The 21,955-nt window shown below is 66.3% G+C and carries 22 protein-coding genes; 11 read left to right on the top strand and 11 right to left on the bottom strand.

Annotation, left to right across the window (positions count from 1 at the left end; translation table 11 throughout):
• Positions 1-22: 22 nt before the first annotated feature.
• Positions 23-262 carry a GlsB/YeaQ/YmgE family stress response membrane protein gene (locus tag RGUI_RS05590; protein WP_081532142.1) on the top strand — a complete coding sequence of 80 codons (240 nt, stop codon included), beginning with the start codon at positions 23-25 and terminating at the stop codon, positions 260-262.
• Here RGUI_RS05590 and RGUI_RS05595 read toward each other — a convergent pair.
• Positions 259-1,308, bottom strand: coding sequence for an FAD-binding oxidoreductase (locus RGUI_RS05595; RefSeq protein WP_081532143.1), 1,050 nt, complete (start codon positions 1,306-1,308; stop codon positions 259-261). The genes RGUI_RS05590 and RGUI_RS05595 overlap by 4 nt on opposite strands.
• Positions 1,309-1,366: 58 nt before the next feature.
• On the opposite strand from RGUI_RS05595, the gene mnmD reads away from it, so the two are divergent.
• Together mnmD and RGUI_RS05605 are read left to right on the top strand one after the other, a co-directional pair.
• Positions 1,367-2,044: a tRNA (5-methylaminomethyl-2-thiouridine)(34)-methyltransferase MnmD gene (gene mnmD / locus RGUI_RS05600; protein ID WP_081532144.1), complete on the top strand. Its 678-nt coding sequence runs from the start codon at positions 1,367-1,369 to the stop codon at positions 2,042-2,044.
• The gene (locus tag RGUI_RS05605) at positions 2,041-2,907 is read left to right on the top strand and encodes a DMT family transporter (protein WP_081532145.1); all 867 of its coding nucleotides are present in this window, start codon (positions 2,041-2,043) and stop codon (positions 2,905-2,907) included. Before mnmD ends, RGUI_RS05605 begins: the two co-directional genes overlap by 4 nt.
• Here the strand turns inward: RGUI_RS05605 and RGUI_RS05610 are convergent.
• Positions 2,904-4,823, bottom strand: a complete 1,920-nt coding sequence (locus RGUI_RS05610; RefSeq protein WP_256387886.1) for a bifunctional 2',3'-cyclic-nucleotide 2'-phosphodiesterase/3'-nucleotidase — start codon at positions 4,821-4,823, stop codon at positions 2,904-2,906. The genes RGUI_RS05605 and RGUI_RS05610 overlap by 4 nt on opposite strands.
• Before the next feature lie 249 nt (positions 4,824-5,072).
• Here RGUI_RS05610 and nudC point away from each other — a divergent pair, with 249 nt between their 5' ends.
• Together nudC and RGUI_RS05620 are read left to right on the top strand one after the other, a co-directional pair.
• The gene (gene nudC / locus RGUI_RS05615; RefSeq protein WP_081532147.1) at positions 5,073-6,032 is read left to right on the top strand and encodes an NAD(+) diphosphatase; all 960 of its coding nucleotides are present in this window, start codon (positions 5,073-5,075) and stop codon (positions 6,030-6,032) included.
• Positions 6,033-6,068: 36 nt separating this feature from the next.
• Positions 6,069-6,557 (top strand): SRPBCC family protein, encoded by a 489-nt coding sequence (locus tag RGUI_RS05620; protein ID WP_081532148.1) that lies wholly within the window; start codon positions 6,069-6,071, stop codon positions 6,555-6,557.
• Between the two features lie 408 nt (positions 6,558-6,965).
• Here the strand turns inward: RGUI_RS05620 and RGUI_RS05625 are convergent, their stop codons facing one another.
• The gene (locus RGUI_RS05625; RefSeq protein WP_081532149.1) at positions 6,966-7,661 is read right to left on the bottom strand and encodes a choice-of-anchor E domain-containing protein; all 696 of its coding nucleotides are present in this window, start codon (positions 7,659-7,661) and stop codon (positions 6,966-6,968) included.
• 238 nt (positions 7,662-7,899) lie between these two features.
• A complete protein-coding gene (locus RGUI_RS05630) occupies positions 7,900-8,733 on the bottom strand; it encodes a prephenate dehydratase (RefSeq protein ID WP_081532150.1) in 834 nt (277 codons plus the stop codon).
• A 102-nt stretch (positions 8,734-8,835) separates the two neighbouring features.
• On the opposite strand from RGUI_RS05630, the gene RGUI_RS05635 reads away from it, so the two are divergent.
• A complete protein-coding gene (locus RGUI_RS05635) occupies positions 8,836-9,339 on the top strand; it encodes a cytochrome c family protein (RefSeq protein WP_081532151.1) in 504 nt (167 codons plus the stop codon).
• Between the two features lie 75 nt (positions 9,340-9,414).
• Here the strand turns inward: RGUI_RS05635 and RGUI_RS05640 are convergent, their stop codons facing one another.
• From RGUI_RS05640 to RGUI_RS22080, 4 genes are all read right to left on the bottom strand, one after another.
• Positions 9,415-10,773 (bottom strand): TRAP transporter large permease, encoded by a 1,359-nt coding sequence (locus RGUI_RS05640; RefSeq protein ID WP_081532152.1) that lies wholly within the window; start codon positions 10,771-10,773, stop codon positions 9,415-9,417.
• A complete protein-coding gene (locus tag RGUI_RS05645; RefSeq protein WP_081532153.1) occupies positions 10,766-11,278 on the bottom strand; it encodes a TRAP transporter small permease in 513 nt (170 codons plus the stop codon). The genes RGUI_RS05640 and RGUI_RS05645 overlap by 8 nt, the downstream gene beginning before the upstream one ends.
• Positions 11,278-12,318 carry a TRAP transporter substrate-binding protein gene (locus tag RGUI_RS05650; RefSeq protein WP_253798871.1) on the bottom strand — a complete coding sequence of 347 codons (1,041 nt, stop codon included), beginning with the start codon at positions 12,316-12,318 and terminating at the stop codon, positions 11,278-11,280. Before RGUI_RS05650 ends, RGUI_RS05645 begins: the two co-directional genes overlap by 1 nt.
• 73 nt (positions 12,319-12,391) lie before the next feature.
• The gene (locus tag RGUI_RS22080; protein WP_253798874.1) at positions 12,392-13,171 is read right to left on the bottom strand and encodes a hypothetical protein; all 780 of its coding nucleotides are present in this window, start codon (positions 13,169-13,171) and stop codon (positions 12,392-12,394) included.
• Positions 13,172-13,290: 119 nt separating this feature from the next.
• Here RGUI_RS22080 and RGUI_RS05655 point away from each other — a divergent pair, with 119 nt between their 5' ends.
• Together RGUI_RS05655 and RGUI_RS05660 are read left to right on the top strand one after the other, a co-directional pair.
• The gene (locus tag RGUI_RS05655) at positions 13,291-14,103 is read left to right on the top strand and encodes a TIGR01458 family HAD-type hydrolase (RefSeq protein WP_081532155.1); all 813 of its coding nucleotides are present in this window, start codon (positions 13,291-13,293) and stop codon (positions 14,101-14,103) included.
• 396 nt (positions 14,104-14,499) lie between these two features.
• A complete protein-coding gene (locus tag RGUI_RS05660; protein ID WP_156882881.1) occupies positions 14,500-14,862 on the top strand; it encodes a hypothetical protein in 363 nt (120 codons plus the stop codon).
• Positions 14,863-14,899: 37 nt separating this feature from the next.
• Here the strand turns inward: RGUI_RS05660 and RGUI_RS05665 are convergent, their stop codons facing one another.
• A complete protein-coding gene (locus RGUI_RS05665) occupies positions 14,900-16,228 on the bottom strand; it encodes an aspartate aminotransferase family protein (protein WP_081532157.1) in 1,329 nt (442 codons plus the stop codon).
• A 456-nt stretch (positions 16,229-16,684) separates the two neighbouring features.
• Here RGUI_RS05665 and RGUI_RS05670 point away from each other — a divergent pair, with 456 nt between their 5' ends.
• Positions 16,685-17,023 carry a hypothetical protein gene (locus RGUI_RS05670; protein ID WP_081532158.1) on the top strand — a complete coding sequence of 113 codons (339 nt, stop codon included), beginning with the start codon at positions 16,685-16,687 and terminating at the stop codon, positions 17,021-17,023.
• 192 nt (positions 17,024-17,215) lie between these two features.
• On the opposite strand, the gene RGUI_RS05675 is transcribed toward RGUI_RS05670, so the two are convergent.
• Entirely contained in the window at positions 17,216-18,628 is a 1,413-nt protein-coding gene (locus tag RGUI_RS05675; RefSeq protein WP_081532159.1) for a capsule biosynthesis protein, read from the bottom strand.
• A gap of 113 nt (positions 18,629-18,741) precedes the next feature.
• Here RGUI_RS05675 and RGUI_RS05680 point away from each other — a divergent pair, with 113 nt between their 5' ends.
• Together RGUI_RS05680 and RGUI_RS05685 are read left to right on the top strand one after the other, a co-directional pair.
• Positions 18,742-19,857, top strand: coding sequence for a hypothetical protein (locus RGUI_RS05680; RefSeq protein WP_081532160.1), 1,116 nt, complete (start codon positions 18,742-18,744; stop codon positions 19,855-19,857).
• The gene (locus RGUI_RS05685) at positions 19,854-20,651 is read left to right on the top strand and encodes an SDR family oxidoreductase (RefSeq protein ID WP_172841087.1); all 798 of its coding nucleotides are present in this window, start codon (positions 19,854-19,856) and stop codon (positions 20,649-20,651) included. Before RGUI_RS05680 ends, RGUI_RS05685 begins: the two co-directional genes overlap by 4 nt.
• Here RGUI_RS05685 and RGUI_RS05690 read toward each other — a convergent pair.
• The gene (locus tag RGUI_RS05690; RefSeq protein WP_081532162.1) at positions 20,641-21,954 is read right to left on the bottom strand and encodes an aminotransferase class I/II-fold pyridoxal phosphate-dependent enzyme; all 1,314 of its coding nucleotides are present in this window, start codon (positions 21,952-21,954) and stop codon (positions 20,641-20,643) included. The genes RGUI_RS05685 and RGUI_RS05690 overlap by 11 nt on opposite strands.
• Between the last annotated feature and the right edge of the window lies 1 nt (position 21,955).

Below are 21,955 nucleotides of genomic sequence, written 5' to 3' on the forward strand. Positions count from 1 at the left end.
GCCGCAAGGCATAGTCCGCGCTATGTCGATCCTGACGCTTATCATCGTCGGTGCCGCTGCCGGTTTCCTTGCCACCCGCCTGATGAAGATCGAGGCGGATATCCCGACGACCATCGTGATCGGGATCGTAGGCGCCCTTGTCGGCGGCGTGGTCTTGCGCATCCTGACAGTGATCACCGGTTTCGCCGCAGGCTTCGTCGGCGCGGTCCTGGGCGCGATGGTCCTGATCTGGCTCTACCGGATGTACATCGCGCGGCGCTAGAGGTTCGCCTCCACCCCGAACCCCTCCGGTATCCCGCGACCGTCGCGCTCCAGCACCAGATCGGCCATCACCTGCCCCACCTTCGGGGCCAGGCCGATGCCGATCTTGAAGCCGCCATTGGCGATGAAATGCCCCGGCTGGCCGGGCCACGGCCCCAGCATCGGCGCGATGGTCTTCGCCCGCGGCCGCACCCCGGCCCAGCGTTCGATCACAGGCGCATCCGCCAGCGCCGGGCAGGCGGCGCGGGCGCGGGCGATCACGTCGTCAAGCTGGGTGTCGGTCGACCACGGATTGTCGAACTCGCGTTCCGAGGTGGAGCCGACCGCGACCGTACCGTCATCATGGGGCACGATCAGGATGTTGCCTGCAAAGATCTGCGGTGCCCCGCCAGCGTCGTATTCCAGTATCGCCGCCTGTCCCTTGACCCCGCTGCCGACCTGTCGGCCCAGATCGGCCGACAACGCCGCCAACCCCGGGTAGCCGGTGGCCCAGATGACCTGCCCCTCGATCGGCCCTTCGGCCTCACAGGCGACTTCGCCCCCCATTGCACGGGTCGCCGCGGCCAGTGCGGCGCAGGCCCGGCGCGGGGCGATGCGGGCGCTGAGCGTGTCGTGGATCAGAAAGCCCGTTTCGGATCGCGGGGCAAAGCGGCCCGCCTGATCGACCCGGATCACCTGCCACACCGCCCGCCCCTGCCAGAGCGTCTGCGCCTCCTCCGCCCGTTCATGGGCACGCGCCAAAGCGGCGGCATCGGGGATCGGCTGATAGCGCCCCACGCGGGCATAGCCCGTCGACAGGTCAGAGACCTCCTCCACACCCCGCCAGAAGGCCTCCCCCATCACAAGGCTTTCGAACTGGAACGCCTTCTTGTCGTTCCAGCGTTCGGGCACATGCGGCGACAGCGCCCCCACCGGCGTGCCGCTGGCCCCGGCGCCCGGATGGGACCATTCGACCACGCGCACCCTTGCACCGCGACGGGCGCAGACATAGGCACAGGACAGCCCGAACACCCCCGCCCCCATCACCGTGACATCGACCGTTGCCATTGCCGCCGCCCTCTCTCATCCTCGGGCGTCATCGCCCCAGCGCCGTCTAGGATACCCAATGGAAAAGCACCAGCAGGCAGAGATCGTCTGGAAAGACGACCGCTTGCCCGTCTCCTCCCGGTTCGACGACCCGTATTTCTCGCTGGCCGACGGGTTGGCCGAGACGCGGCATGTGTTTCTGGCGGGCAATGACCTGCCCGGGCGGTTCCGCCCCGGCTTTCACATCGCGGAACTGGGCTTCGGCACCGGGCTGAACATGCTGGCCGCGCTGATCGCATGGCGCAGCGCAGGGTGCGAAGGGCCGCTGCATTTCACCAGTTTCGAGGCCTTTCCGATGGCCCCAGGCGACATGGAACGGGCGCTCGCCGCCTTCCCCGAGGCCGGAGCCGTCGCCGCCCCCCTGCTGGCGGCCTGGCGTGCGGGCCAGCGCCGGATCGAGACCACCAATCTGTGCGCAGAGGTCATCACGGGCGATGCCCGCGCAACCCTGCCCGGCTGGACCGACCGGGCGGATGCATGGTTCCTTGACGGATTTTCCCCCGCCAAGAACCCCGAACTGTGGTCAGACACGCTGATGGCCGAGGTCGCGGCACATACCGCACCCGGCGGGACGGCGGCGACCTATACCGCCGCGGGGTTCGTGCGGCGGGGGCTTGCCGCGGCAGGCTTTGCCGTGGAACGTCGCGCGGGGTTTGGCCACAAGCGGCACATGACGGCAGCAAGGCTGCCGGGATGAGCGAGGGCGACACCCGGTTGGGCATCCTGCTGATGGTCGCCACGACCTTCGTCTTCGCGTTGCAGGACGGGTTGTCGCGCTATCTGGGCGGCGAATACAGCATCCTGATGGTGGTGATGATCCGCTACTGGTTCTTCGCCGCTTTCGTGATCGCCATCGCCGCCCGCAAGGCCGGCGGGCTCCGCGCCGCGGCCCGCACACGGATGCCCGTGATACAGGCCTTTCGGGGGCTTTTGCTGGCGGCCGAGATCTGCGTCATGGTCTCGGGCTTCGTGATCCTGGGGCTGGTGGAAAGCCACGCGGTCTTTACCTGCTATCCGCTGCTGATCGCGGCCCTGTCCGGCCCGGTGCTGGGGGAGCGGGTCGGTTGGCGGCGCTGGGCGGCCATCGGCGTGGGGTTTCTGGGCGTACTGATCATCCTTCAGCCGGGGGTAAAGGTGTTTGCCCCCGCCGCACTGATCCCGCTGGCGGCGGCCTTCATGTTCGCGCTTTACGGTTTGCTCACGCGCTACGTAGCGCGGGCCGACAGCGCGGCCACCAGTTTCTTCTGGACGGGCACCACGGGCGCGGTGGCCATGACCGCCGTCGGCCTTTGGGCGTGGGAGCCGATGCGCCTGACCGACTGGGGCTGGATGGGCTGCCTGTGCGTGACCGGGGCACTGGGGCATTTCCTGCTGATCAAGACCTACGAGGCGGCCGAGGCCAGCGCGGTGCAGCCCTTCGCCTATCTGCAACTGGTCTTCGCCTCGGCCCTTGGGTTGACGGTGTTCGGCGAAAGTCTCAGCCCGAATGTCGTCGCCGGGGCCGGGCTGGTGGTGGTCGCGGGGCTCTTCACCCTTTGGCGGGAGCGGAAGGCCGGCTAGAAACTGATCCGGAACTGGGCGAAGCCGTTCGCCGCCTGACCAAGGGTCCGGATGTCGAACTGGACCAGATCGCCCAGAAAGGCACTGGCCCTTGGTGCCGTCTCGAACAAGACGGAGGTTCCGGGCAAGGGCGCGAGTCGCCAGTTATAGTCCGCCGCGGGGTCGACGGTTCCCTGTTCAGCGATATAGCGCACGATGACATCGCGGTTCGTGTCCGGCCCTTCGAAGACGATGGTGTTGCCGGAGGCCCCGGGGAAACCGCCACCGCCGCCCGCGCGAAAGTTGTTGGTGGCCACGATGAACTCCATCTCATCATGCACCGGTTCGCCCATGTAGCAGAGGTTCCGGATCCGGCTCGCACCGGGATTGACCAGCCGCCCCTTGGGACAGAAGCGGGAGGGCTGGCTTGCGTCGATCTGGTAGTCGACCCCGTCGATCACGTCGAAATTGTAGCTTGGGAAGGCCAGATCGATCAGCGGCTGATCCTTCGCACCCGGCTCGATCCGGTTGAAGATGCCCGCGGCCCGTTCCAGCCAGCCCTTCAACTCCGCCCCCGTCACCCGGACAGCGCGGATGGTGTTGGGATAAAGGTAGAGATCCGCCACATGCTTGATCGCCAGATCGCCCGGCGGAATGTCTGTGAAATAGTCCGGCCCCGGCAGCCCCCCGGCCTTGAAGGGCGCCGCGGCCGACAGCACGGGCAGCGTCTCATACGCGCTGCCCTTCAGCATGTCGCGCATGTACCAAAGCTGTGCATTCGCCACCAGTTGCAGGGCCGGATTGTCCGCCACCAGCGCGAAATAGCTGTGCAGCGGCCCCTTGGTCCGTCCCACGGCGCGGCGGATATAGGACAGTGTTCCCGCATGGTCCTCTGCCACGGCGTCCAGCACCCGCTGATCGCTTTTCACCACGGCCGTGACCGTATGATCGGGGTTGCGGCGCGCGATCGGGCAGAGGGAACTTTCGTGATCGGAAATCGTCCATCCCTGATCGGTCCGCTCCAGCAGCAGATCGATGACCCCCAGATGCGACCCCCAGAACCCGCCCATGACCGCGGGCTTGCCGTTCAGGGTGCCCCTTGCGCTGTCCACCCCCGGGATCCCGTCGAACACCGGGCCGGGGAACAGCATATGCTGATGTCCGGCCAGCACGATATCGACACCCTCTATCGCGGCCAGCGGCAGGCTTGCGTTTTCCTGCCCGTCAACGTGGTCGGTCTCACCAATACCTGAATGGTTCAGGGCGATGACCAGATCGGCGCCTTCTGCCCTCATCCGCGGCACATAGGCGGCCGCGGCCTCCACGATATCGCGGGTGCAGACCCGACCTTCGAGATTCTTGCGGTCCCATGTCATCACCTGCGGCGGCAGGAACCCGATCAGCCCCACGCGGAAGGGGTGGCCCTTGCCGTCACCGTCGATCAGTTCACGGTCGAGGATGACATAAGGCGGCAGAACGGTTTCGTCCTGCAACGGCGTGTCGCCCAAGGTGCGGACCAGGTTGGCCGACAGGATCGGAAACGCCGCCCCCGCGACGGAACGCAAAACGAAATCCAGCCCGTAGTTGAACTCGTGATTGCCCAGCGTCGACGCGTCAAAGCCGATCTGGTTCATCGCGCGGATGATCGGGTGGGGGTTGTCCTTGTCGACCCCGCGCTCGAACGCGACGTAGTCGCCCATCGGGTTGCCCTGCAGGAAATCGCCGTCATCCACCAGCATCGTGTTGACCGCCCCCGCCCGGATCGACGCGATATGGGTGGCCAGCCGGGCAAGGCCCACGGTGTCGGCCGGTTTGTCGGCGAAATAGTCGTAAGGGTAGACATGGGTGTGCAGGTCGGTGGTCGCCATCAACCGAAGATGCGCCTGACCGGCGCCGGCCTTGGATGAAAACGGATGTTGCGCGTGCAACGAGACCACCGTGCAGTTGAAGACCGGAAATGCCCGCTGGACCGGTTCGGAATGCCAGCGCAATACCTAGGGCACTCGCCAAAGGCCATGGACCACAAACGGCTCTACCATAACGTGTATACCATCCACATACAATCGCCCGCGGTCGCTGTGGGGCCAGGCGTGATCAACGGCCGCATTCTACAGGACTGCAGGCGAGATTTCGATTGCCGAAACCATCCCGCCATGGCACCCACGACCGCGATGAACGGGGGCTGAATGCGTCTGGCAGAACAGGTGACTTTCGGTGGCGGCGGGCTGGATCGCGCCGCTGCGCAGCGGGTGGATGATGCGGCCCTTGCCCGCCTGTGGCAGGCGCCCGGCACGGGTGTCCTGCTGTGCTGGCGCGGCAAGCCGCTGGTCGACGCTGAGGGGTTGGGCTGGCTTCCGGGCTCCCAGCCGGTCGTTGCGCCCTTGCAGAACCGGGCGATATTTCTGGGGCGAACCGCCGCAGGGGACGCCCGCTTTGCCGCCGATCTGTCGCACTGGCAGCCCGAGGACGCGCCCGAAAATCCCGACAGTTTCCTCGACATCTCCGAACAGCACCATCCCGGCCTGCCGGCGTCCCATGTCTTTGCGGAGTTGCGGCGCGAGATGACGCGCCTGACCCCGGTCGAGGCCGAATGCGCCGCCACCGCAAAGGCCCTGCTGGGATGGCATCGCAGCCACCGGTTCTGTGCCCGGTGCGGCGCCGAAAGCGTGATGGAACAGGCCGGCTGGCAACGGCGTTGCCCGGCCTGCGGCGCCCATCATTTCCCGCGCACCGACCCGGTGGTCATCATGCTGATCACACGGGGAAATTCGGTACTTCTGGGGCGTTCGCCCGGCTGGCCCGATGGGATGTATTCGCTGCTGGCCGGATTCGTCGAACCCGGCGAGACGGTGGAGGCCGCCGTGCGCCGCGAGGTGGCGGAGGAAACCGGCGTGGCCGTCGGTGCGGTGTCGTATCTCTCCAGCCAGCCCTGGCCGTTTCCGGCATCGCTGATGATCGGCTGTCACGGAACCGCGCTGAGCCATGAGATCACCCCCGACCCGGCCGAGATCGAGGATGCCCTGTGGCTGACGAGGGAAGACGTCCTGGCCGTCTTCGCCGGGGAAAGCAGCATCATGAAACCGCCGCGCCAAGGGGCAATCGCGGGGTTCCTGTTGCGCATGTGGCTTGCGGACAAACTCGATTAACCCGAAGATAGGGCCTTCTTCGTGGAGGCGCGCCACATGAATATTCTGACGCAGGCCGAGATCGCGGCCCCGATTGACGAGGTCTTTGCCGCCCTTACCGATGTCGGCCGGTTCGAGGCCGCGGCGACCCGCCGGGGGGCGGAGGTCACGCGGCTGTGCACCCGGCCCGAACCCGGCAAGGGCAGCACATGGCAAATCCGGTTCGATTTTGCGGGCAAGCCATATCTGCTGGAGGCCCGGATCGCCGATTTCGCCCGACCGCAAGCGATCACCCTTCACGCCCATGCCAGCGGACTGGACGGTGTCGGAGCGATCACGCTTGAGGAGCGGGAGCCGTCCCGCACCGGTCTGGCGGTTTCGGTGAACCTGCGCCCCCGGACACTGCCCGCCCGTCTGTTGCTGCAAACGATCAAGCTGGCCCGGGCACGTCTGACGGACCGTATGGAAGCCGCCATCGGCCGCATCGCGCAAGAGTTGGAAGAGGGCCGCCTGCCCGATACCGGCTGTTCCGAAGGGCCCGCATAGGGCCCCACAGCGCCACGTCTCCCGCCACCGCGGTGCCGGTCTTGCATCCAGATGCGCGAACGCCGCGTGATGCAGGGCCGTTGCATCGCGCATAGGACGGGTCTCGCAGCAGAACCCCCGGGCGTCGGCAATATCCCGGTTTGGGTCGGACAAGCGCTGGAGGGACCGAGGTCGCTCGCAGCACAGATCAGGAGCCCCTCCTGTCGGCGGCCGCGAACGGCGATGCCGGGCGGAGGGGCCTGATTTGCCGAGCACTGGAAAAAGTTGCACACACAACCGGTCGAACACGTGCTCGGGATGTCCTGCCGGGAACCTGATACAGTCAGGGTGTTTGGGGTAGGACGCGCCCGAAGGCGCGCCCCTTTCTCACGGGTGGGAAAGAAAGAGTTTCGAACCGCGGGGCGCGGTTCAGCCCTTGCGGGCGCGAACGACACCGAACGCGCCGAGGCCAGCCAGCAGAAGCGGCAGACCGGCAGGCAGCGGAACGGCCGGGGCGTTCGGGGTGTAGTCGTAGCGGACGTAGATGTCGGCACCCGCCGAGGTGGCGAACTGCGTGATGATGTTGCCCGCACCCGAAGCCGTGGACATGCCGATAGCTTCGAGGATCAGGTCGATGGAGCCCATGCCGATGAACTCGTCCATATCGGAGCCGGTCAGCGTCGCATCGTCCATGTCGTCGGCCATCTGGTCAAGCCACTCGGTGCCCGAGCCACCGGCGAAATCGATGGTACCATCGAACGCTTCGGCGTCGAACATTTCGCTCACGACCGGCAGGGTCACGAGGATGTCGGACAGAGCGGCGGTCGACATGGAGAGTTCGGCGCTCAGTTCGGCCGTGATGGTGGACGGTGCGGCGTCAAGGCTTTCGACGCGCGACGAACCTTCGACATAACCCCGGAGTTCAAGATAAACGCTGTTCAGCGTACCAAGCGAGGAATCGAACTGAGCGATGGAGATCGTGCCGTCCCAGTTGGTCGTCGAAAGCGGGTAGATGTCCGCGTATTCGAGAATATCCGCGGAAGCGGCGGTGCCGAACGCTGCGGCAGCAGCGGTGGCAAGAAGTACCTTTTTCATGGGTTCACCCTGATAGAAGAAACGTTTCACTCACGGGGCCGTGATTGTCCCCGCGATGATTTTTTAGAATTGATTAACGTTACCGCGAAGTAGGGAATACCTGACCCCCCGGAAAGCCTCTCCAACCTTTACAAGAGCGACCAAACGTTGCAGCCACACGCCATCGGCGAAAATTCGCGCAATCATGCCACCCACGGCATTGGCGATCAGAGCCTATCCACAGACCAAGGCCTTTCCGGCAGGCTCTTCGGCAGCGGCGGCCTCGGGGTCAGTGCCGTTTCCGGTCCGCCGGGTAGACGCCCAGAATCTCCAGATGCGAGGTGAAGTAGTCCAGCTCTTCCAGCGCGCGGGCGACCGGCGGGTCCTCGGGGTGGCCCTCGATATCGGCATAGAACCGCGTCGCGGTAAAACGCCCGTCGATCATGTAGCTTTCCAGCTTGGTCATGTTCACGCCGTTGGTGGCAAAGCCGCCCATCGCCTTGTAAAGCGCGGCGGGAATGTTGCGCACCTGAAACACGAAGGTCGTCATCATCCCCAACGCACCGCGGCGGGAATGGTCCGGCTCCCGCGCCATCAAAAGGAACCGGGTGGTGTTCTTGTCGTGATCCTCGATATGCCGGGCGAGGACATCCAGCCCGTAGATCTCTGCCGCCAGATCGCCCGCAAGCGCCGCAAGCGTCTTGTCCTGAACCTCTGCCACATGCTGGGCCGACCCGGCGGTATCGGCCGCCGTGATCCGGTGGATGCCATGCTGGCGCAGGAAGTCGCGACACTGGCCCAGAAGCACCGTATGGCTCATCGCGTGGGTGATGTCCGACAGCTTCGTGCCCGGCACGGCCAACAGGTTGATGTGCACCCGCACGAATGCCTCGTCCACGATATGCAGGCCCGAATCGGGCAAAAGCTGGTGAATGTCGGCCACGCGCCCGTAGGTCGAGTTTTCCACCGGCAGCATCGCCAGATCGGCGGCCCCCGAACGCGCGGCCTCGATCACGTCCTCGAAGGTGCGGCAGGGGACGGCCTCCATCCCCGGGCGGGCATCGCGGCAGGCCTGATGGGAATAGGCGCCGGGCTCTCCCTGAAAGGCGATACGGTTTGTCATGGAACCTCTCCTGGGCGAACTTCGGTCTGAACCGCGGTAATAAAACTTGAATCGTTCGAGGGGAAGCGCATAGGTACTTCCGGGAATATAAGGGAACCGGACATGTCAACGATCAAAGCCCTCGTCAAGGCGATCGGCGCCTTTGCCGCAGCACTCGCCGTCTTTCTCGTCCTGAGCATGGCCAGCGACGGCCTGTTCAGCAATCGCGGGCTGGAAGAACCGGCCTATGTGATCGCGGGCAAAGACGACGCACCGGCCGAACCGGAACAGAACCTGACCTTCGAGGAACGCCTGGCGATGGCCGATCCGGCCGCGGGCGAACGCGTGTTCAAGGAATGCAAGACCTGCCACCGGATCGAAGAAGGCGTGAACATGGTCGGCCCGTCGCTTTACAACGTCGTCGGGCGCCCTGTGGCCTCGATCAGCGGGTTCAAGTATTCCGGCGCGCTTGATGGCACGGCAGAGGTCTGGACGCCGGAGGCCATAGACGCGTTCATCACCGACCCGCGCGGCTATGCCCCCGGAACGGCGATGAGCTTTCAGGGCCTGCGCAAGGCGCAGGACCGGGCCAATGTCATCGCGTATCTGAAGCAGGCGGGCTCCTGACGCCGCGCGATTACCGGAACCTCCGGCCCTTCGCCCGGTGCGCCACGGCACCGGGCCAAACCGGTCCGGCGCGCCCTATCCACCCATAAGGCGTGGCAGCCACAGGGTCAGCGCCGGGAAGGCAAGGATCAGCGCCACGCGCAGCAGTTCCGCGCCGAAGAACGGGGCGACGCCCTTGAAGGTGTCGATCATGGGCGTGTCCTTCGCCATCGCCGAGATGACGAAGACATTCATCCCCACCGGCGGCGTGATCAGGCCCAGTTCGACCACGATCAGCGCGAGGATCCCGAACCATATCTTCAGATCCTCGGTGCTCATCCCGAAGCCCGCGCCCTCGGCCATCTGGTAGAGCCCCCCGTTCAGGTCGACCAGCACGGGCCAGAAGAACGTAATGACCAGCAGGATCATCGACAGGCTGTCCATCAGGCAGCCCAGCAGGATCAGGGCCAGCAGCAGCAGAACCAGCACCGTCATCGGGTCGAGGCCCGAGGCCACGGCCCATCCGGCGGCCGCCTGCGGCAGGCCAACGCGCGCCAGAAAGATGCTCATCAGTTCCGCGCCCAGCAGGATGAGATAGATCATGCCGGTGGTGGTGGCCGTCTCCAAAGCCGCGTCGCGCATGCCGCGCAGACCAAGCCCGCGCCGCAGGATACCGTAAAGCCAGACCAGCGCCACGCCGACCGCCGCACCGGGCGTGGGATTGTATAGCCCCGCATAGATGCCCCCCAGGACAACCGCGAAGATCCCCAGGACCGGCAGCGCGCCCAACGTGGCGGCCCGGAACTCCGCCCGGTCCACGCCTCCCGCGGCGGGCCCGGCCCCGGGGCGCAGCGCGACGTAAAGCGCAACGGTCAGCAGGAACAGCAGCACCGCAAGCACACCGGGCACCAGAGCGGCCATGAACATGGTCACCACATTGGCCTCGACCAGGATCGCATAGACGATCAGCACAACCGATGGCGGGATCAGGATGCCCAGCACCCCGCCCGCGGCCAGCGTCCCGGTGGCAAGGGCGCCTGAATAGCGCTGGCGTCGCAGTTCCGGCAGCGCGACCTTTCCCATGGTCGAGGCCGTGGCCAGCGACGACCCGCAGACCGCGCCGAAGCCCGCGCAGGCGGCAATTGCGGCCATCGCCGTGCCACCGCGCATCCAGCCCAGCCACGCATTGCCCGCCCGGAACAGGGCGGCCGACATCCCCGCCCGCGCGGCAAGCGCCCCCATCAGAACGAACATCGGCACGACGCTGAGATCGTAGATCGAGAACTGGCCATAAGGCAGCGTCTTGAGCTGGTTCAGCAACAGCGCCGGCCCGTTGATAACGGCAATCCCACCGCCGCCCACAAGGATCATGGCATAGGCAATCGGCATCCGCAGCGCGATCAGCGCCACCAGCACGGCAAGCCCCGCCAGACCCAGCGCCATCGGATCACTCATCGCCTGCCGCCGCCGTCGCGTCCTCTGCCAGCGTCACAAGACTGGCCAGCGCCAGCAAGGCCAGCGAGACGAGGATGGGTACAAAGGCCAGCCAGACCGGGAATTGCAGGATCGCGGTGGTGTAGCCGTAGTCTCGCTGGTCGGCCATGCCCTCCGACATCCGCCAGAGCACCAGCCCCGCAAAGGCCAGCGCCACGACCGAAGCCGCGAAGCGGAGCCGCGCCACCCAGCGGGCCGAGGCGCCCATCGTAAAGATGTCGGCGCTGACATTGGCACGGGTGATCTGGCAATAGGGCAAGAAGGCAAAGGCCGCGACGGCCACACCGACCTGCGTCATCTCGAAATCGCCGGGCACGGGCTGCGCGATCATGCCGCCAAGCACCGAGAGCACGTTCAACAGAACCACGCCCGCCAGAACCACGCCGCCCAGCAGCGCCCATCCGGTCACCAGCGCGGCCACCGCGCCCGGAAGGCCGCGGCGCCCCGGCCGGGCGGTGTCGGTCATCACATGGACCCGTTTTCGGAAATCAGCCTGCGCGCCTTGTCTACCAGCGCAGCCCCGTCAATGCCCTTGGCCCCGACCTCTTCGACCCAACGGTCGACCACCGGTTCCAGCACGGTGCGAAACGCCTCGGTCTCGTCCTCGGTCAGCATGACATGGGTGCTGCCGGCCGACGTGGCGATGTCGACGCCAAGGTCCTCGGTCGCGCGCCAGACATGACCAAGTTCGCTCAGCCATTCAGGGCCGGACGCGTCGCGGAAGGCCTGTTGAATATCCGCGGGCAGGCTGTCCCACCGGGCCTTGTTCATCGACAACTGGAACACGATGGTCCCAAGGCGCGTCCGGTCGGCCAGTTCGATCAAATCCTCGGTCTGGTTTTGCAGTTTCAGCGACGGAATGATCTCGAACGGGATCAGCGCGCCGTCGACCACACCCTTGGACAGCGCCTGCGGCAGGTCGGGTACGGGCATCGCCACGGGCACCGCGCCCAGCGCCTCCAGCGTCCAGGCACCGGTGCGGGTGGGGATGCGCATCTTCTTGCCCTTCAGGTCGTCGGGGCTGTGCACGGCCGTATCGCGCATGACGATACCGTTGCCCGAATGGACATGCAGGAACATCACCTCAACGCCCTTGTAGTCGTCCTTCAGGTCGCTTTCGAACATCTGGTGCAGGGCCAGATTGGCCGCACCGGGATCGTTGCGATAGACGAAGGGCAGTTCCATCACCTCCGAGCGGGGGAACAGCCCCGGGGTATAACCGTTCACCGTCCAAACCATGTCGACCACGCCGTCGCGCACCTGGTTGATCAGTTCCGGCGGGCGGCCGCCCAAGGTCATGGCGGGAAAGATCTCGATCTCCACCCGGCCGCCGGAGGCTTCTTCGACCGCCGCGGCCCAGGGCACCAGCATCTCGGTATGGGAGGGGGTCTGGGCGCCCAGGAAATGGTGCAGCTTGAAGCTGTAATCCTGCGCCCAAGCCGCCCCGGCCCCCAGCGCAATCGCTGCGGACGCCAGCAGTGCCCGAGTAAATTTCCGTGCCGTCACAACGACCTCCCCCTGCGATGATGACCCGTTTTGACTACACCCCCCGCGAAAACGGGTCAACGTCAGGCCCCGCCTAGCCCGGCACCGGGCAAGTGATGTAGGAGTTGTCGACGAACCGCATCGAAAAGCGTTCCTCCCGCGTGGGCGTCGCGACGTTTTCAAGGATCGGGCGGACGAATACGTCGTATCTTTTGTCGGCGGCGGCCAGGTCATCCATCAGGCGCTTCAGCCGGGAACAGTCGAATTCCAGCGCCATCACCCCGAACGAGAACTGATAGCCGACCTCGGGCGCCAGCAGCACACCATCGCTGCCCAGCGTATTGAACTGCGCGTTCGTCCGCTCCAGCACCGCATGCGCGCGCATCTCCGGGGTGTCCGCGGTCCGGCTGAGCACTTCGGCCAAGGGGCGGGAATAACGATACTGGAAACCGATCAGCCGCCCGGAGGACGCGCCGTGAATGACCGCGTGGGCCGAGATCTGGATCTCTAGCCGATAGGCCCCCCCGGCCTGCCCAAGGGTCATCACGCCGGTCAGCGTATTGTCGGCCGACGCATAAGTGGGTCGCACCGAGGCGGAGTCCGGCGTGCTGCCGGAGATGATCCTCTCGATCCGCTCCTCGGTGTCGCGGACAAGGTCCTCCGTCCGCTCCTCGACATTGTGCAGGATCGAACTGGTCGAAACGGAGTTGTAGATCTGGATGCCGAAGAACAACGCCACGATCAGCGAGGTCGACCAGCCGGTGGCCTTGATATAGGAGGCCTCTTTCCGGTTCGCCTCCTCCCGCGCTTTCCGGTCGGCATCGAAGTCGGCCTGAAGGCGGTGAAGCTCTAGTTCGAAGTCGCGGTCGTCCATGCGCGCCAGACCCGGTCAGATGACGCCCTTACCCTACGGAGAACCGGCCTTTCCCGCCTATGCGACCATGTGCCCGCGCGACGGTTGACCCATCCCGGCAGGGCGATCACACTCCGCCCATGGTCCGCGGCGTCCTGATCGATCTGTCCGGCGTGCTTTATGTCGGAGAGGCTGTTCTTCCCGGCGCCGTCGCGGCGCTGGACCAGCTGTCATCGGCGGGCGTGCCGGTGCGGTTCCTGACCAACACCACCCGCAAGACGCGGGCCATGATCCTGACTCAGTTGAGGGATTTCGGCATCGCCGTCGCCGAAGACCAGATCTTCACCCCGGCCCAGGCGGCCTGCGCCCGGCTGGCGGCAGAGGGGCATGCCGCCCATCTCTTGATCCATCCCGACCTTGCACCGGATTTCGCGGCCTGTGCCAAGGACGGGCCCGTGGCCGTGGTCATCGGCGATGCGGGCCCGTATTTCGACTATGCCGGTCTGAACGCCGCCTTTCGCGAGTTGATGAGGGGCGCGCCCTTTCTGGCGCTGGCCGCGAACCGCGTCTTCCGCGATGCCGATGGAGATCTCAGCATGGATGCGGGCGCCTTCGTTCATGCGCTGGAATATGCCAGCGGCCGTACCGCCACCGTTCTGGGCAAACCCTCCGCCGAATTCTTTGCCGCAGCGGCAGGCAGCATGGGCCTGCCGCTCTCCGATGTCGCGATGATCGGCGACGATGCAGAGGCAGACGTCGCCGGGGCACTTGCGGCGGGTGCCGGTGCGGCCATCCTGGTTCGCACGGGCAAATACCGCCCCGGGGACGAGACGCGTGTTTCACCCTCGCCCACGGTGGTGGCCGATGATATCGGGGGCGCCGTCGAATTCCTTCTGGCTCAGGCGGAGCCCGATCCTAGCACTGCGACGGAACGACCGTTCCCATTTCGCTGATCTCGCCCACACCGGGTTCGCATTCTTCCGGCAACTGGATCGGGGCGCCGTCGGGTTCAAGCGAGTCCCCGCAACCGCTCACCAAAGCCGCAAGAACCATCGCGGCTGCAAGTTTCACAAGATCTTCCGCACTGCGCATGTCTGCCTCCCGTTTCACGGCGGGCCTGCCAGCCCGACGACATCTTCAGGCTTCTGCGTTCGATTCGATCTGTCCTTGATGCCGATCAATGTTTCGGGCGCAGCTCCCGGTTCCCGGGCCGAAACCGTCCCCGCCCGCGGAAACTGTTCGCGATTCGGCGCAAGGCGGATACACTCCTCCCTACCCGGAGGGAGCCGGGTGTCGGGCCACCGCCAAATCGGTGCCCCGATCAAGGGAACGGAACTGGGAGGAACCCCATGGAAGGAATGAACAAGCTGCTGGTCGGCCTTGCCGTGCTGGCGGCCGCCGGAATCGCATTCGAGGCCGGCAATGGCGGATCGGACGACAAGGCAGAAACGTCCACGGCACCGGTCGCGGTGGCCACAACGGCGCCGGCAGGCGGCGTCGGGGCCGGGGAAACCGCACTGCTTGGTGACGGCGCGGCGCGTGTCTTCGTCTCTCGCGTGGCGGCCGATGCGGCGCGGGTTGCGGTGAACGGCTTTGACACGACGACGCTGACCGTGGGCGAAACGGCGGCGGTGGGCGACGGCGGGTGCAGCGTCACGCTCGACGCCGTCGGTGCCGGCAAGGCCAGCTTCAGCTACGCCTGCAGCAGTTAAGCCAAAGGCGCCCGCCCGGCCGGCGGGCGCCCTACCCTCAGTCGAGGCACTTCAGAACATCCGTCAGTTTCCCGAACAACTCGTCGATCTGCGTCTTGTCGATCATCAAGGGCGGGCTTAGCGCGATGATGTCGCCCGTGGTACGGATCAGAAGGTTGTTGTCATAGGCGTTCAGGAACGCGGTGAAGGCACGTTTCGTCGGCTCATCCGCGATGGGTTCCAGCTCAACGGCACCGATCAGCCCCATGTTTCGGATGTCGATGACGTGGGGCAGGTCCTTCAACGAATGCAGCGCGTCCTCCCAATAGGGGGCAAGCGTCGCGGCGTTTTCGAACAGCCCCTCCTCCCGATAGGTTTCCAGCGTCGCCAGCCCGGCGGCAGAGGCAATCGGGTTGCCGGAATAGGTATAGCCGTGGAACAGCTCGATCATGTGTTCGGGACCGTTCATGAAGGCGTCGTGGATCGCCTCCGTGGTCAGCACCGCGCCCATCGGGATCACGCCGTTCGTCAGCCCCTTGGCCGTGGTCATCAGGTCGGGCAGCACGCCGAAATGTTCCGCCGCAAACGACGACCCCAGCCGCCCGAAACCGGTGATGACCTCGTCGAAGATCAGCAGGATGCCGTGCTTGCGGGTGATCTCGCGCAACCGCTCCAGATACCCCTTGGGCGGCATCAGCACGCCGGTCGAGCCTGCCATCGGTTCCACGATCACCGCGGCAATCGTCTCTGCCCCGTGCAGGGCGACGATCCGTTCCAACTCGTCCGCCAGATAGGCCCCGTGTTCCGGCTGGCCGCGGGTAAAGGCGTTCTGGTCCGGCAAATGGGTATGCGGCAGGTGATCCACCCCGGTCAGGAGCGAGCCGAACATCTTGCGGTTGGCAACGATTCCACCGACCGAGATACCGCCGAAGTTCACCCCGTGATAGCCGCGCTCACGCCCGATCAGACGCGTCCGCGCACCGTCGCCCCGGGCACGATGATAGGCCAGCGCGATCTTCAGCGCGGTCTCGACCGATTCCGAGCCTGAATTGGTGAAGAAGACATGCTCCATCCCCTCCGGCGCAAGGTCGCGGACCGCGCTGGCCAGTTCGAACGCCTTGGGATGGCCCATCTGGAAGGCCGGCGCATAGTCCAGCTCCGCCACCTGCGTCTGGATCGCCTCGGTGATCTTCGGCCGGCAATGGCCCGCATTGCAGCACCACAGACCCGCCGTGCCGTCCAGCACATCGCGCCCGTCCGAGGTCTTGTAATACATGCCGCTGGCGCCCACGAACATCCGCGGCGCCTTCTTGAACTGGCGGTTGGCCGTGAACGGCATCCAGAAGGCCGAAAGATCGTTGGGTCCGGAATTGCGGTCGAGCGCCATGTCACCCTCCTGAAGCTGGGCCGAACATCCGGAAAGAGAATCGGCCGGGTCGCGTGCGGGGATCGGCCCACACCGCGCCTGCCGGGATCGGGGCGCAAATGTCGACCGTTGTCTTGCGGATCATCGTCTTTAATACCTCGAAAGCAACTCAAATCTGACCCTTCGGCATCGGCGGCCCGACCCGCCGGTGGTCGATCGGGCCCGCAACCCGAGTGCGGGGTTCGACCTCCAGCCCACCGAAAGGCCTTGCCATTTCAAATCGATGGCGCGTCCGGCACCCCCGCAGGATGCGGCGCGTATCGCCGCCCGACCGCGTCGCCTGAGACACCGGCAACGGTGCCGCTTCGCCCCTGCGTTAACCTTTAGGCTGGAAAATGATCCCCGGTGGCTTCTCTGGGACGCGAAAAAAGGGCATATTAAGGGTCTGGTGGGGGCGTCAGATGGAGCTTGGGGAACATGCAGATCCTTAGCCCGATTCCCGTGTCCGGCGTTCAGGACCACGTGACCGTAAGTGTTGCGGCCATTTCGCCTTCCGCCCCGGTTGCCGCGGCCTCGGCCGGCTCCGGCGCCGGTCAGACCCGTAGCGAAACCGGCCAGCGTGGCAACGCGCCGCCGCGGCCGGAATTCCCGCGTCCCGATCCAGAGCGTCCGACCGGCCCGCCGCCGGCCTTCGACACGACGCCGCTGGAGCTTGAAGCCGAACGGCGTATCAGCAACGCCACGCAGCTTTGGGGCAGCACCACCGCCGAGGCGGAACCCGAACCGGTACAGCGCCAGGTCGACCTGGAGGTCTGAGGCAACGGCGCGGTCTTGACGCGCCCGCCTTCCGATCTGCAATCGACCTATGCCCTGCCATGGTCCGCGTGGAAAGCCATGGGCCACCACGCGGCCGGGTCAGGTTCGCCTGCGCCGGATCACGGGCGCCGCCGCGGTCGCAGTGTCGGCCCCGTCACGCTGACTGCGTGGCCGGGGCAGCTTGGGTGTGGCTCACTCTCCCGGAACCCGGGCCGCGAAGGGCGGATGGGTCGTCAGGGACGGGTCTGCCTTTGCGCCCTTGCTTGTCGCGGCAGAACCGTGGGCTCCTCTGCCCCCTCCCGTCGCGCCCGCGACCGGAGCGGTTGGCCGCATCCGCGCACGGATCTGCGCAATGGCATCGTCGCGCCCGTCTGGCGCGAAGAAGGACCCCTTGACCTGAATGGTCGAAATCGCCCTCTCGAATGTCTCGAAGAACGCCCGGTCGACCGGCTCGGGCTGCGTCCAGAACCTGTCCAGCCCCCCCTGATGGGACAGGCCCGGCACGTCATAGATGGCCGTGCCAAGCACGCAAAGCGGCGTGCCCGCCCGCAGCGCATGGATCCCCACGGTCGAATTGACAAGAACGACACCACAGGATCGTGTCACCATCCGGCCCAGATTGCCCCCCCGCAACACATGCACCCGGTCTGCCACGCCGTACCGCTCTGCGATGGCGGGAATGCGCGAAAACCAGCGCCCCAACCCGTTGTCGAGCGGATGCACCTTGAACACCACGTGCCGGTCAGCCGGCGCCGTGCGCGCCAGGGATGCGATGACCTCCTCGATGAAATCGGTCAGTCGGCTGTAGGGGGAGGAGCCGCGGATCTGGTAGTCGACCTCCAACTGCAAAGGCACGAGATTATAGGCAATCCGCTCCCGGATCAGGCGGCGGGTCAGGGCCATGGCATCGCGCGCCCGTCGCCCCGTCAACACCAGTTCGGGCAGCCAGCTGAGGTAATCGATCACCGGCGGCACCGGCCGGTCGGAAACATGGAGCGGATAAAGCACACGGCCAAAGCTTTGCAGCAAGCCGAAGCTGACCTCGTTGAACGCCTCTACCGCGAAGTCGTGCCGGTACAGCACCGTCATGTCCGGCGGGGAGACGCCTTCGGCCAAGGCTTCGATCTCGGCCCGGGTACGCGGAAACCGCGACAGGGCGCCCATGCCATCGGCCTCGATGGTCAGCCAGTCCGGGCGCAGATAGCCATGTTCGATCGCCCAGGCGCGCCGGTTCAGCACCCCCGCAACCTCTAACGCGACGGCATGATAGGGCAGCCGGTCGGCATAGTAGAAGATATCGGTCACGCCCTCGCGCTGCACCAACTCGGTCAGGAAGGCGCGCCAGCGGGAGAACCGCCCGCGATAGTGGATCGCCGAACGCCGCCCCCAGAAGACCGCGTCGGCCAGCCCGAAATGCACCTTCAGAACCCGGTGGCCATCCTCGGCCAAGCCATCGGCCAACTGGCGCCAGAACCGGGAGGGATGCCCCTGCAGCATCAGGATCACCCGGCCCTTGCCCTCGGCCGGGGGGCGTGTCACAAAATCATCGTCGTCCTCGGGAATGGCGTTTTTCCTGTCGAGCTTCTGGACCTTCTGGCGTGTCACTGCCTTGCTCCTCTGCCCGCCTCGACGGGCGCAAGATCATATTTCTTCAGGGGCCATCGTCCCGCTTTTTCGGACATCTGGCGAGGGCCTGCCTGCGGCGCGGCGCGCGAGTGATGCGCATTGGCCTCAACCCCGGCGACCGGCTTTTCTGGCCGGGACGGGCGGGACGGTATCTTGCCTATCGCGGCACACCCGCGGATTTCGGCGCCTATCTCGAACAGGTGCTGGCGGACAGCGGGGCCACCGATCTTGTCATGCTGGGCGATGGGCGCACGCATCACCGCGCCGCCATCGCCGCGATCCGCGCCTCGGGGCGCGCGATCACACCGTGGATCGTTGAACAGGGCTATCTGCGGCCGGGACTGATCCTTGTGGAAACATGGGGCACCGGGGGCCGGTCGCGCATTCCCGCCGCGTTCAAGGGGCAGGACACCGACGCCCTTCCCGACCCGGCACCGGCGCCGGGGTCGTTCCTGCGCTATGCCGCGTTCGATGTGGCGTATCACCTGGCCAATGTCACAATGGGACCGCTTTTCTACCCGCGCTACCGGCACTATGCGCTGGACAGCCCGGTGGCGGAGTGGCGGGGCTGGATCGGCAAGGCGCTGGCCGCCCGCGGGCGGCGGCGCGACACCGAAACGGGCCTTGCCCGGATCGCGGCCCATCGCGGCCCCGTGTTCCTGATGCCCCTGCAACTCGATACCGATTTCCAGTTGCGCGACCACGGCACCGGCCGGTCGCAGGCGGAGGAGTTGGAGGCCATCATCGCCTCCTTCAGGAACCATGCCCCCGAAAACGCCCTCTTGGTGGTCAAGGAACATCCGCTCGACAATGGGCTGCGCCGCTGGGGGCACCGGACGCGGACGCTGGCCCGGGGATACGGAACCGGCGGGCGGGTGGTCTTTCTGGCCGGTGGCCGGGTCGAGGATCTGTTCCCGCGCCTGTCGGGCGTTGTTACCATCAACAGCACCGTGGGGCTGTCCGCAATTCTGGCCGGGATCCCCGTCAAGGTTCTGGGCCGTGCCATCTATGACCGGCCGGGGTTGACCCATCGCGGCACGCTCGACACCTTGTGGCACCGGCCAGAGGCCCCGGACGCCGATCTTGCCGGGCGTTTTCGCCGCTATCTGAGATACCATTACCATGTGCCCGGCGCCTTCGACGGGCCCGACGCCCTGACCGGGGCGGAAAACGTGGCGCAATTCATTGCCGGAGAATGGCCAGAATGAAAAACCCCAAGAACATCGTTCTGACCGGCGCGAGCGGCGGGCTGGGGCAGGCATTGGCGGCGGAACTGGCCGCCCCGGGGCGGCACGTTCTGCTGCTGGGGCGGGACGGCAAACGACTGACAAAGGCCGCCGATGCCGTGCGCGAAAAGGGCGGAGAGCCCCATATCGCCCAAGCCTGCCACACCCGGCCCGACCAATTGGCCGAGGTGCTGCGGGACTTCGACGCCCACGCGCCCGTCGACCTGATGATCGCGAATGCGGGCGTCAAGACCGGCAACCGCGGGGGCGTGGAACCGGCGGGGCAGACCGCGCGGGTGGTTCAGGTGAATCTTCTGGGCACCATCCACGGGATCGAGGCGCTGATGCCGCGGATGCAGGCGCGCGGGCGCGGCACACTTGCCATCGTCGGCTCGCTCGCGGCCATCGCACCCCATGCCGATCTGCTGAGCTACAGCGCGACCAAGGCGGGGCTGCACGCCTATGCCAAGGCGCTGCGCCGGTCGATTCACGGCACCGGTTTGCGCGTGGTCACCGTGATCCCCGGCTTCATGGACACGCCCATGACCGACCGCCAGCTTGGGCCGGCGCCTCTGTGCCTGCCCGCAGACCGGGCCGCGCAGATCATCGCACGCGGGCTGGCGCGTGGCCGCACGACCATCGCCTTTCCGAAATCGCTCATCGCGGCATCGTGGTTGGCCGAACGGCTGCCCGCCCCCCTCAGCGATGCGATCATGCGCCAGGTCCGGGCAGAGATCCTGCCCGACCCCGATGAGGAAAGCGCCCTCAGAAACTGACATGGCCGCACTCTGCCAGATGCCGCGCGGTCTTTTCGATGGCCTCGGCGATGGCGGCATCGCTGTGACCCGCATTCAGGAAAAAGCGCAGCCGCGCCTGCTTGTCCGGCACGGCGGGCGCGATGATCGGCATGGCCAGCACACCGTCGGCGAACAGCCGGTTCGACACCAGCGTCGCCCGGATGGAATCCGCCACGATCACCGGGGCAACCGAATACCCCTGCCCCAGCCCCCGGTCGAGCCCCGCCTCACCCGCCAGCCGGTGAAACAGCGCGCCCCGGCTGCGCAATTGCGCCACCCGTTCGGGTTCGGCCTGAAGGATGCGCAGGGCGGTAAGTGCGGCGGCGGTGTTGGGCACCGACAGGCCCACCGAATAGACGAAACCGGGCGCCGCATGGCGGATGATATCGACCATGGTGGAAGAGCCCGCAACGAACCCGCCGCAGGAACAAAACGTCTTGGACAGCGTCCCCATCACGATATCGACGCGACCGGGCGCGACCCCGCATTCCTCGGCCAGCCCGGCGCCGCGCGCGCCCAGAACGCCGATGGAATGCGCCTCGTCCAGCATCAGCCACGCACCGTGCCGGTCCTTGATCTCGACAAGGGCGGGCAGGTCGGCCACGTCGCCGTCCATCGAATAGAGCCCCTCGACCACGATCAGCACGCGTTCATAGCGGTGACGGTTCTTCGACAGCCAATCGTCCAGCCACCCGGTATCGCCGTGGGGAACCGACATATGATCGGCCCCCGAGGCACGCAGCCCTTCATAGACGGAATTATGCGCCATGGAGTCGACGAGCACGACATCGTTGCGCCCCATCAGGGTGCGGATCACCGCCAGATTGGTCGCGTGGCCCGACACGGTCGACACCGCATCCTCCGTCCCCAGAAACGCGGCCAGTTCGGTATCCAGTTGCCGGTGCAGGTCCAGTTCGCCGCCGACAAAGCGCGACGCCCGGGCGGACACGCCATAGCGGGCGACCGCTTCGGCCACCGCCTCTGCCAGCCGCGGGTCGGCATTCAGGGACAGGTAGTCATAGCCCGAGAAACTCTCGACCCAGCGCCCGTCGATGGACACCCGCGTGCCGTCCACCGCGTCGGTCCGGCGGAAGAACGGGCTTTCGATGGACAGCATCTGCCCGGCCCCCTTGGCCACGGCGATCTTCTGATATTCCGGATGGGTGCGGAAATCGGTCAGGCGGGCATCTGCCTTCGGTGCGGGCGCGGCGCTGACATTACGCGGCATCCCGGCATGCAGCGCGCGCAGCCGGGCCATCGTGTCATCGGTCTTGCCGGTCATG

Origin of the sequence: Rhodovulum sp. P5 (genome assembly GCF_002079305.1) — a bacterium.
Lineage (GTDB): Bacteria > Pseudomonadota > Alphaproteobacteria > Rhodobacterales > Rhodobacteraceae > Rhodovulum.

What these genes read in the sequence shown, in the direction of transcription:
- RGUI_RS05590 (WP_081532142.1), top strand. Translation starts at nt 23, where the DNA reads ATGTCGATCCTGACGCTTATCATCGTCGGTGCCGCTGCCGGTTTCCTT.
- RGUI_RS05595 (WP_081532143.1), bottom strand. Translation starts at nt 1,308, where the DNA reads ATGGCAACGGTCGATGTCACGGTGATGGGGGCGGGGGTGTTCGGGCTG.
- mnmD (WP_081532144.1), top strand. Translation starts at nt 1,367, where the DNA reads ATGGAAAAGCACCAGCAGGCAGAGATCGTCTGGAAAGACGACCGCTTG.
- RGUI_RS05605 (WP_081532145.1), top strand. Translation starts at nt 2,041, where the DNA reads ATGAGCGAGGGCGACACCCGGTTGGGCATCCTGCTGATGGTCGCCACG.
- nudC (WP_081532147.1), top strand. Translation starts at nt 5,073, where the DNA reads ATGCGTCTGGCAGAACAGGTGACTTTCGGTGGCGGCGGGCTGGATCGC.
- RGUI_RS05620 (WP_081532148.1), top strand. Translation starts at nt 6,069, where the DNA reads ATGAATATTCTGACGCAGGCCGAGATCGCGGCCCCGATTGACGAGGTC.
- RGUI_RS05630 (WP_081532150.1), bottom strand. Translation starts at nt 8,733, where the DNA reads ATGACAAACCGTATCGCCTTTCAGGGAGAGCCCGGCGCCTATTCCCAT.
- RGUI_RS05635 (WP_081532151.1), top strand. Translation starts at nt 8,836, where the DNA reads ATGTCAACGATCAAAGCCCTCGTCAAGGCGATCGGCGCCTTTGCCGCA.
- RGUI_RS05640 (WP_081532152.1), bottom strand. Translation starts at nt 10,773, where the DNA reads ATGAGTGATCCGATGGCGCTGGGTCTGGCGGGGCTTGCCGTGCTGGTG.
- RGUI_RS05645 (WP_081532153.1), bottom strand. Translation starts at nt 11,278, where the DNA reads ATGACCGACACCGCCCGGCCGGGGCGCCGCGGCCTTCCGGGCGCGGTG.
- RGUI_RS22080 (WP_253798874.1), bottom strand. Translation starts at nt 13,171, where the DNA reads ATGGACGACCGCGACTTCGAACTAGAGCTTCACCGCCTTCAGGCCGAC.
- RGUI_RS05655 (WP_081532155.1), top strand. Translation starts at nt 13,291, where the DNA reads ATGGTCCGCGGCGTCCTGATCGATCTGTCCGGCGTGCTTTATGTCGGA.
- RGUI_RS05660 (WP_156882881.1), top strand. Translation starts at nt 14,500, where the DNA reads ATGGAAGGAATGAACAAGCTGCTGGTCGGCCTTGCCGTGCTGGCGGCC.
- RGUI_RS05665 (WP_081532157.1), bottom strand. Translation starts at nt 16,228, where the DNA reads ATGGCGCTCGACCGCAATTCCGGACCCAACGATCTTTCGGCCTTCTGG.
- RGUI_RS05670 (WP_081532158.1), top strand. Translation starts at nt 16,685, where the DNA reads ATGCAGATCCTTAGCCCGATTCCCGTGTCCGGCGTTCAGGACCACGTG.
- RGUI_RS05680 (WP_081532160.1), top strand. Translation starts at nt 18,742, where the DNA reads ATGCGCATTGGCCTCAACCCCGGCGACCGGCTTTTCTGGCCGGGACGG.
- RGUI_RS05685 (WP_172841087.1), top strand. Translation starts at nt 19,854, where the DNA reads ATGAAAAACCCCAAGAACATCGTTCTGACCGGCGCGAGCGGCGGGCTG.
- RGUI_RS05690 (WP_081532162.1), bottom strand. Translation starts at nt 21,954, where the DNA reads ATGACCGGCAAGACCGATGACACGATGGCCCGGCTGCGCGCGCTGCAT.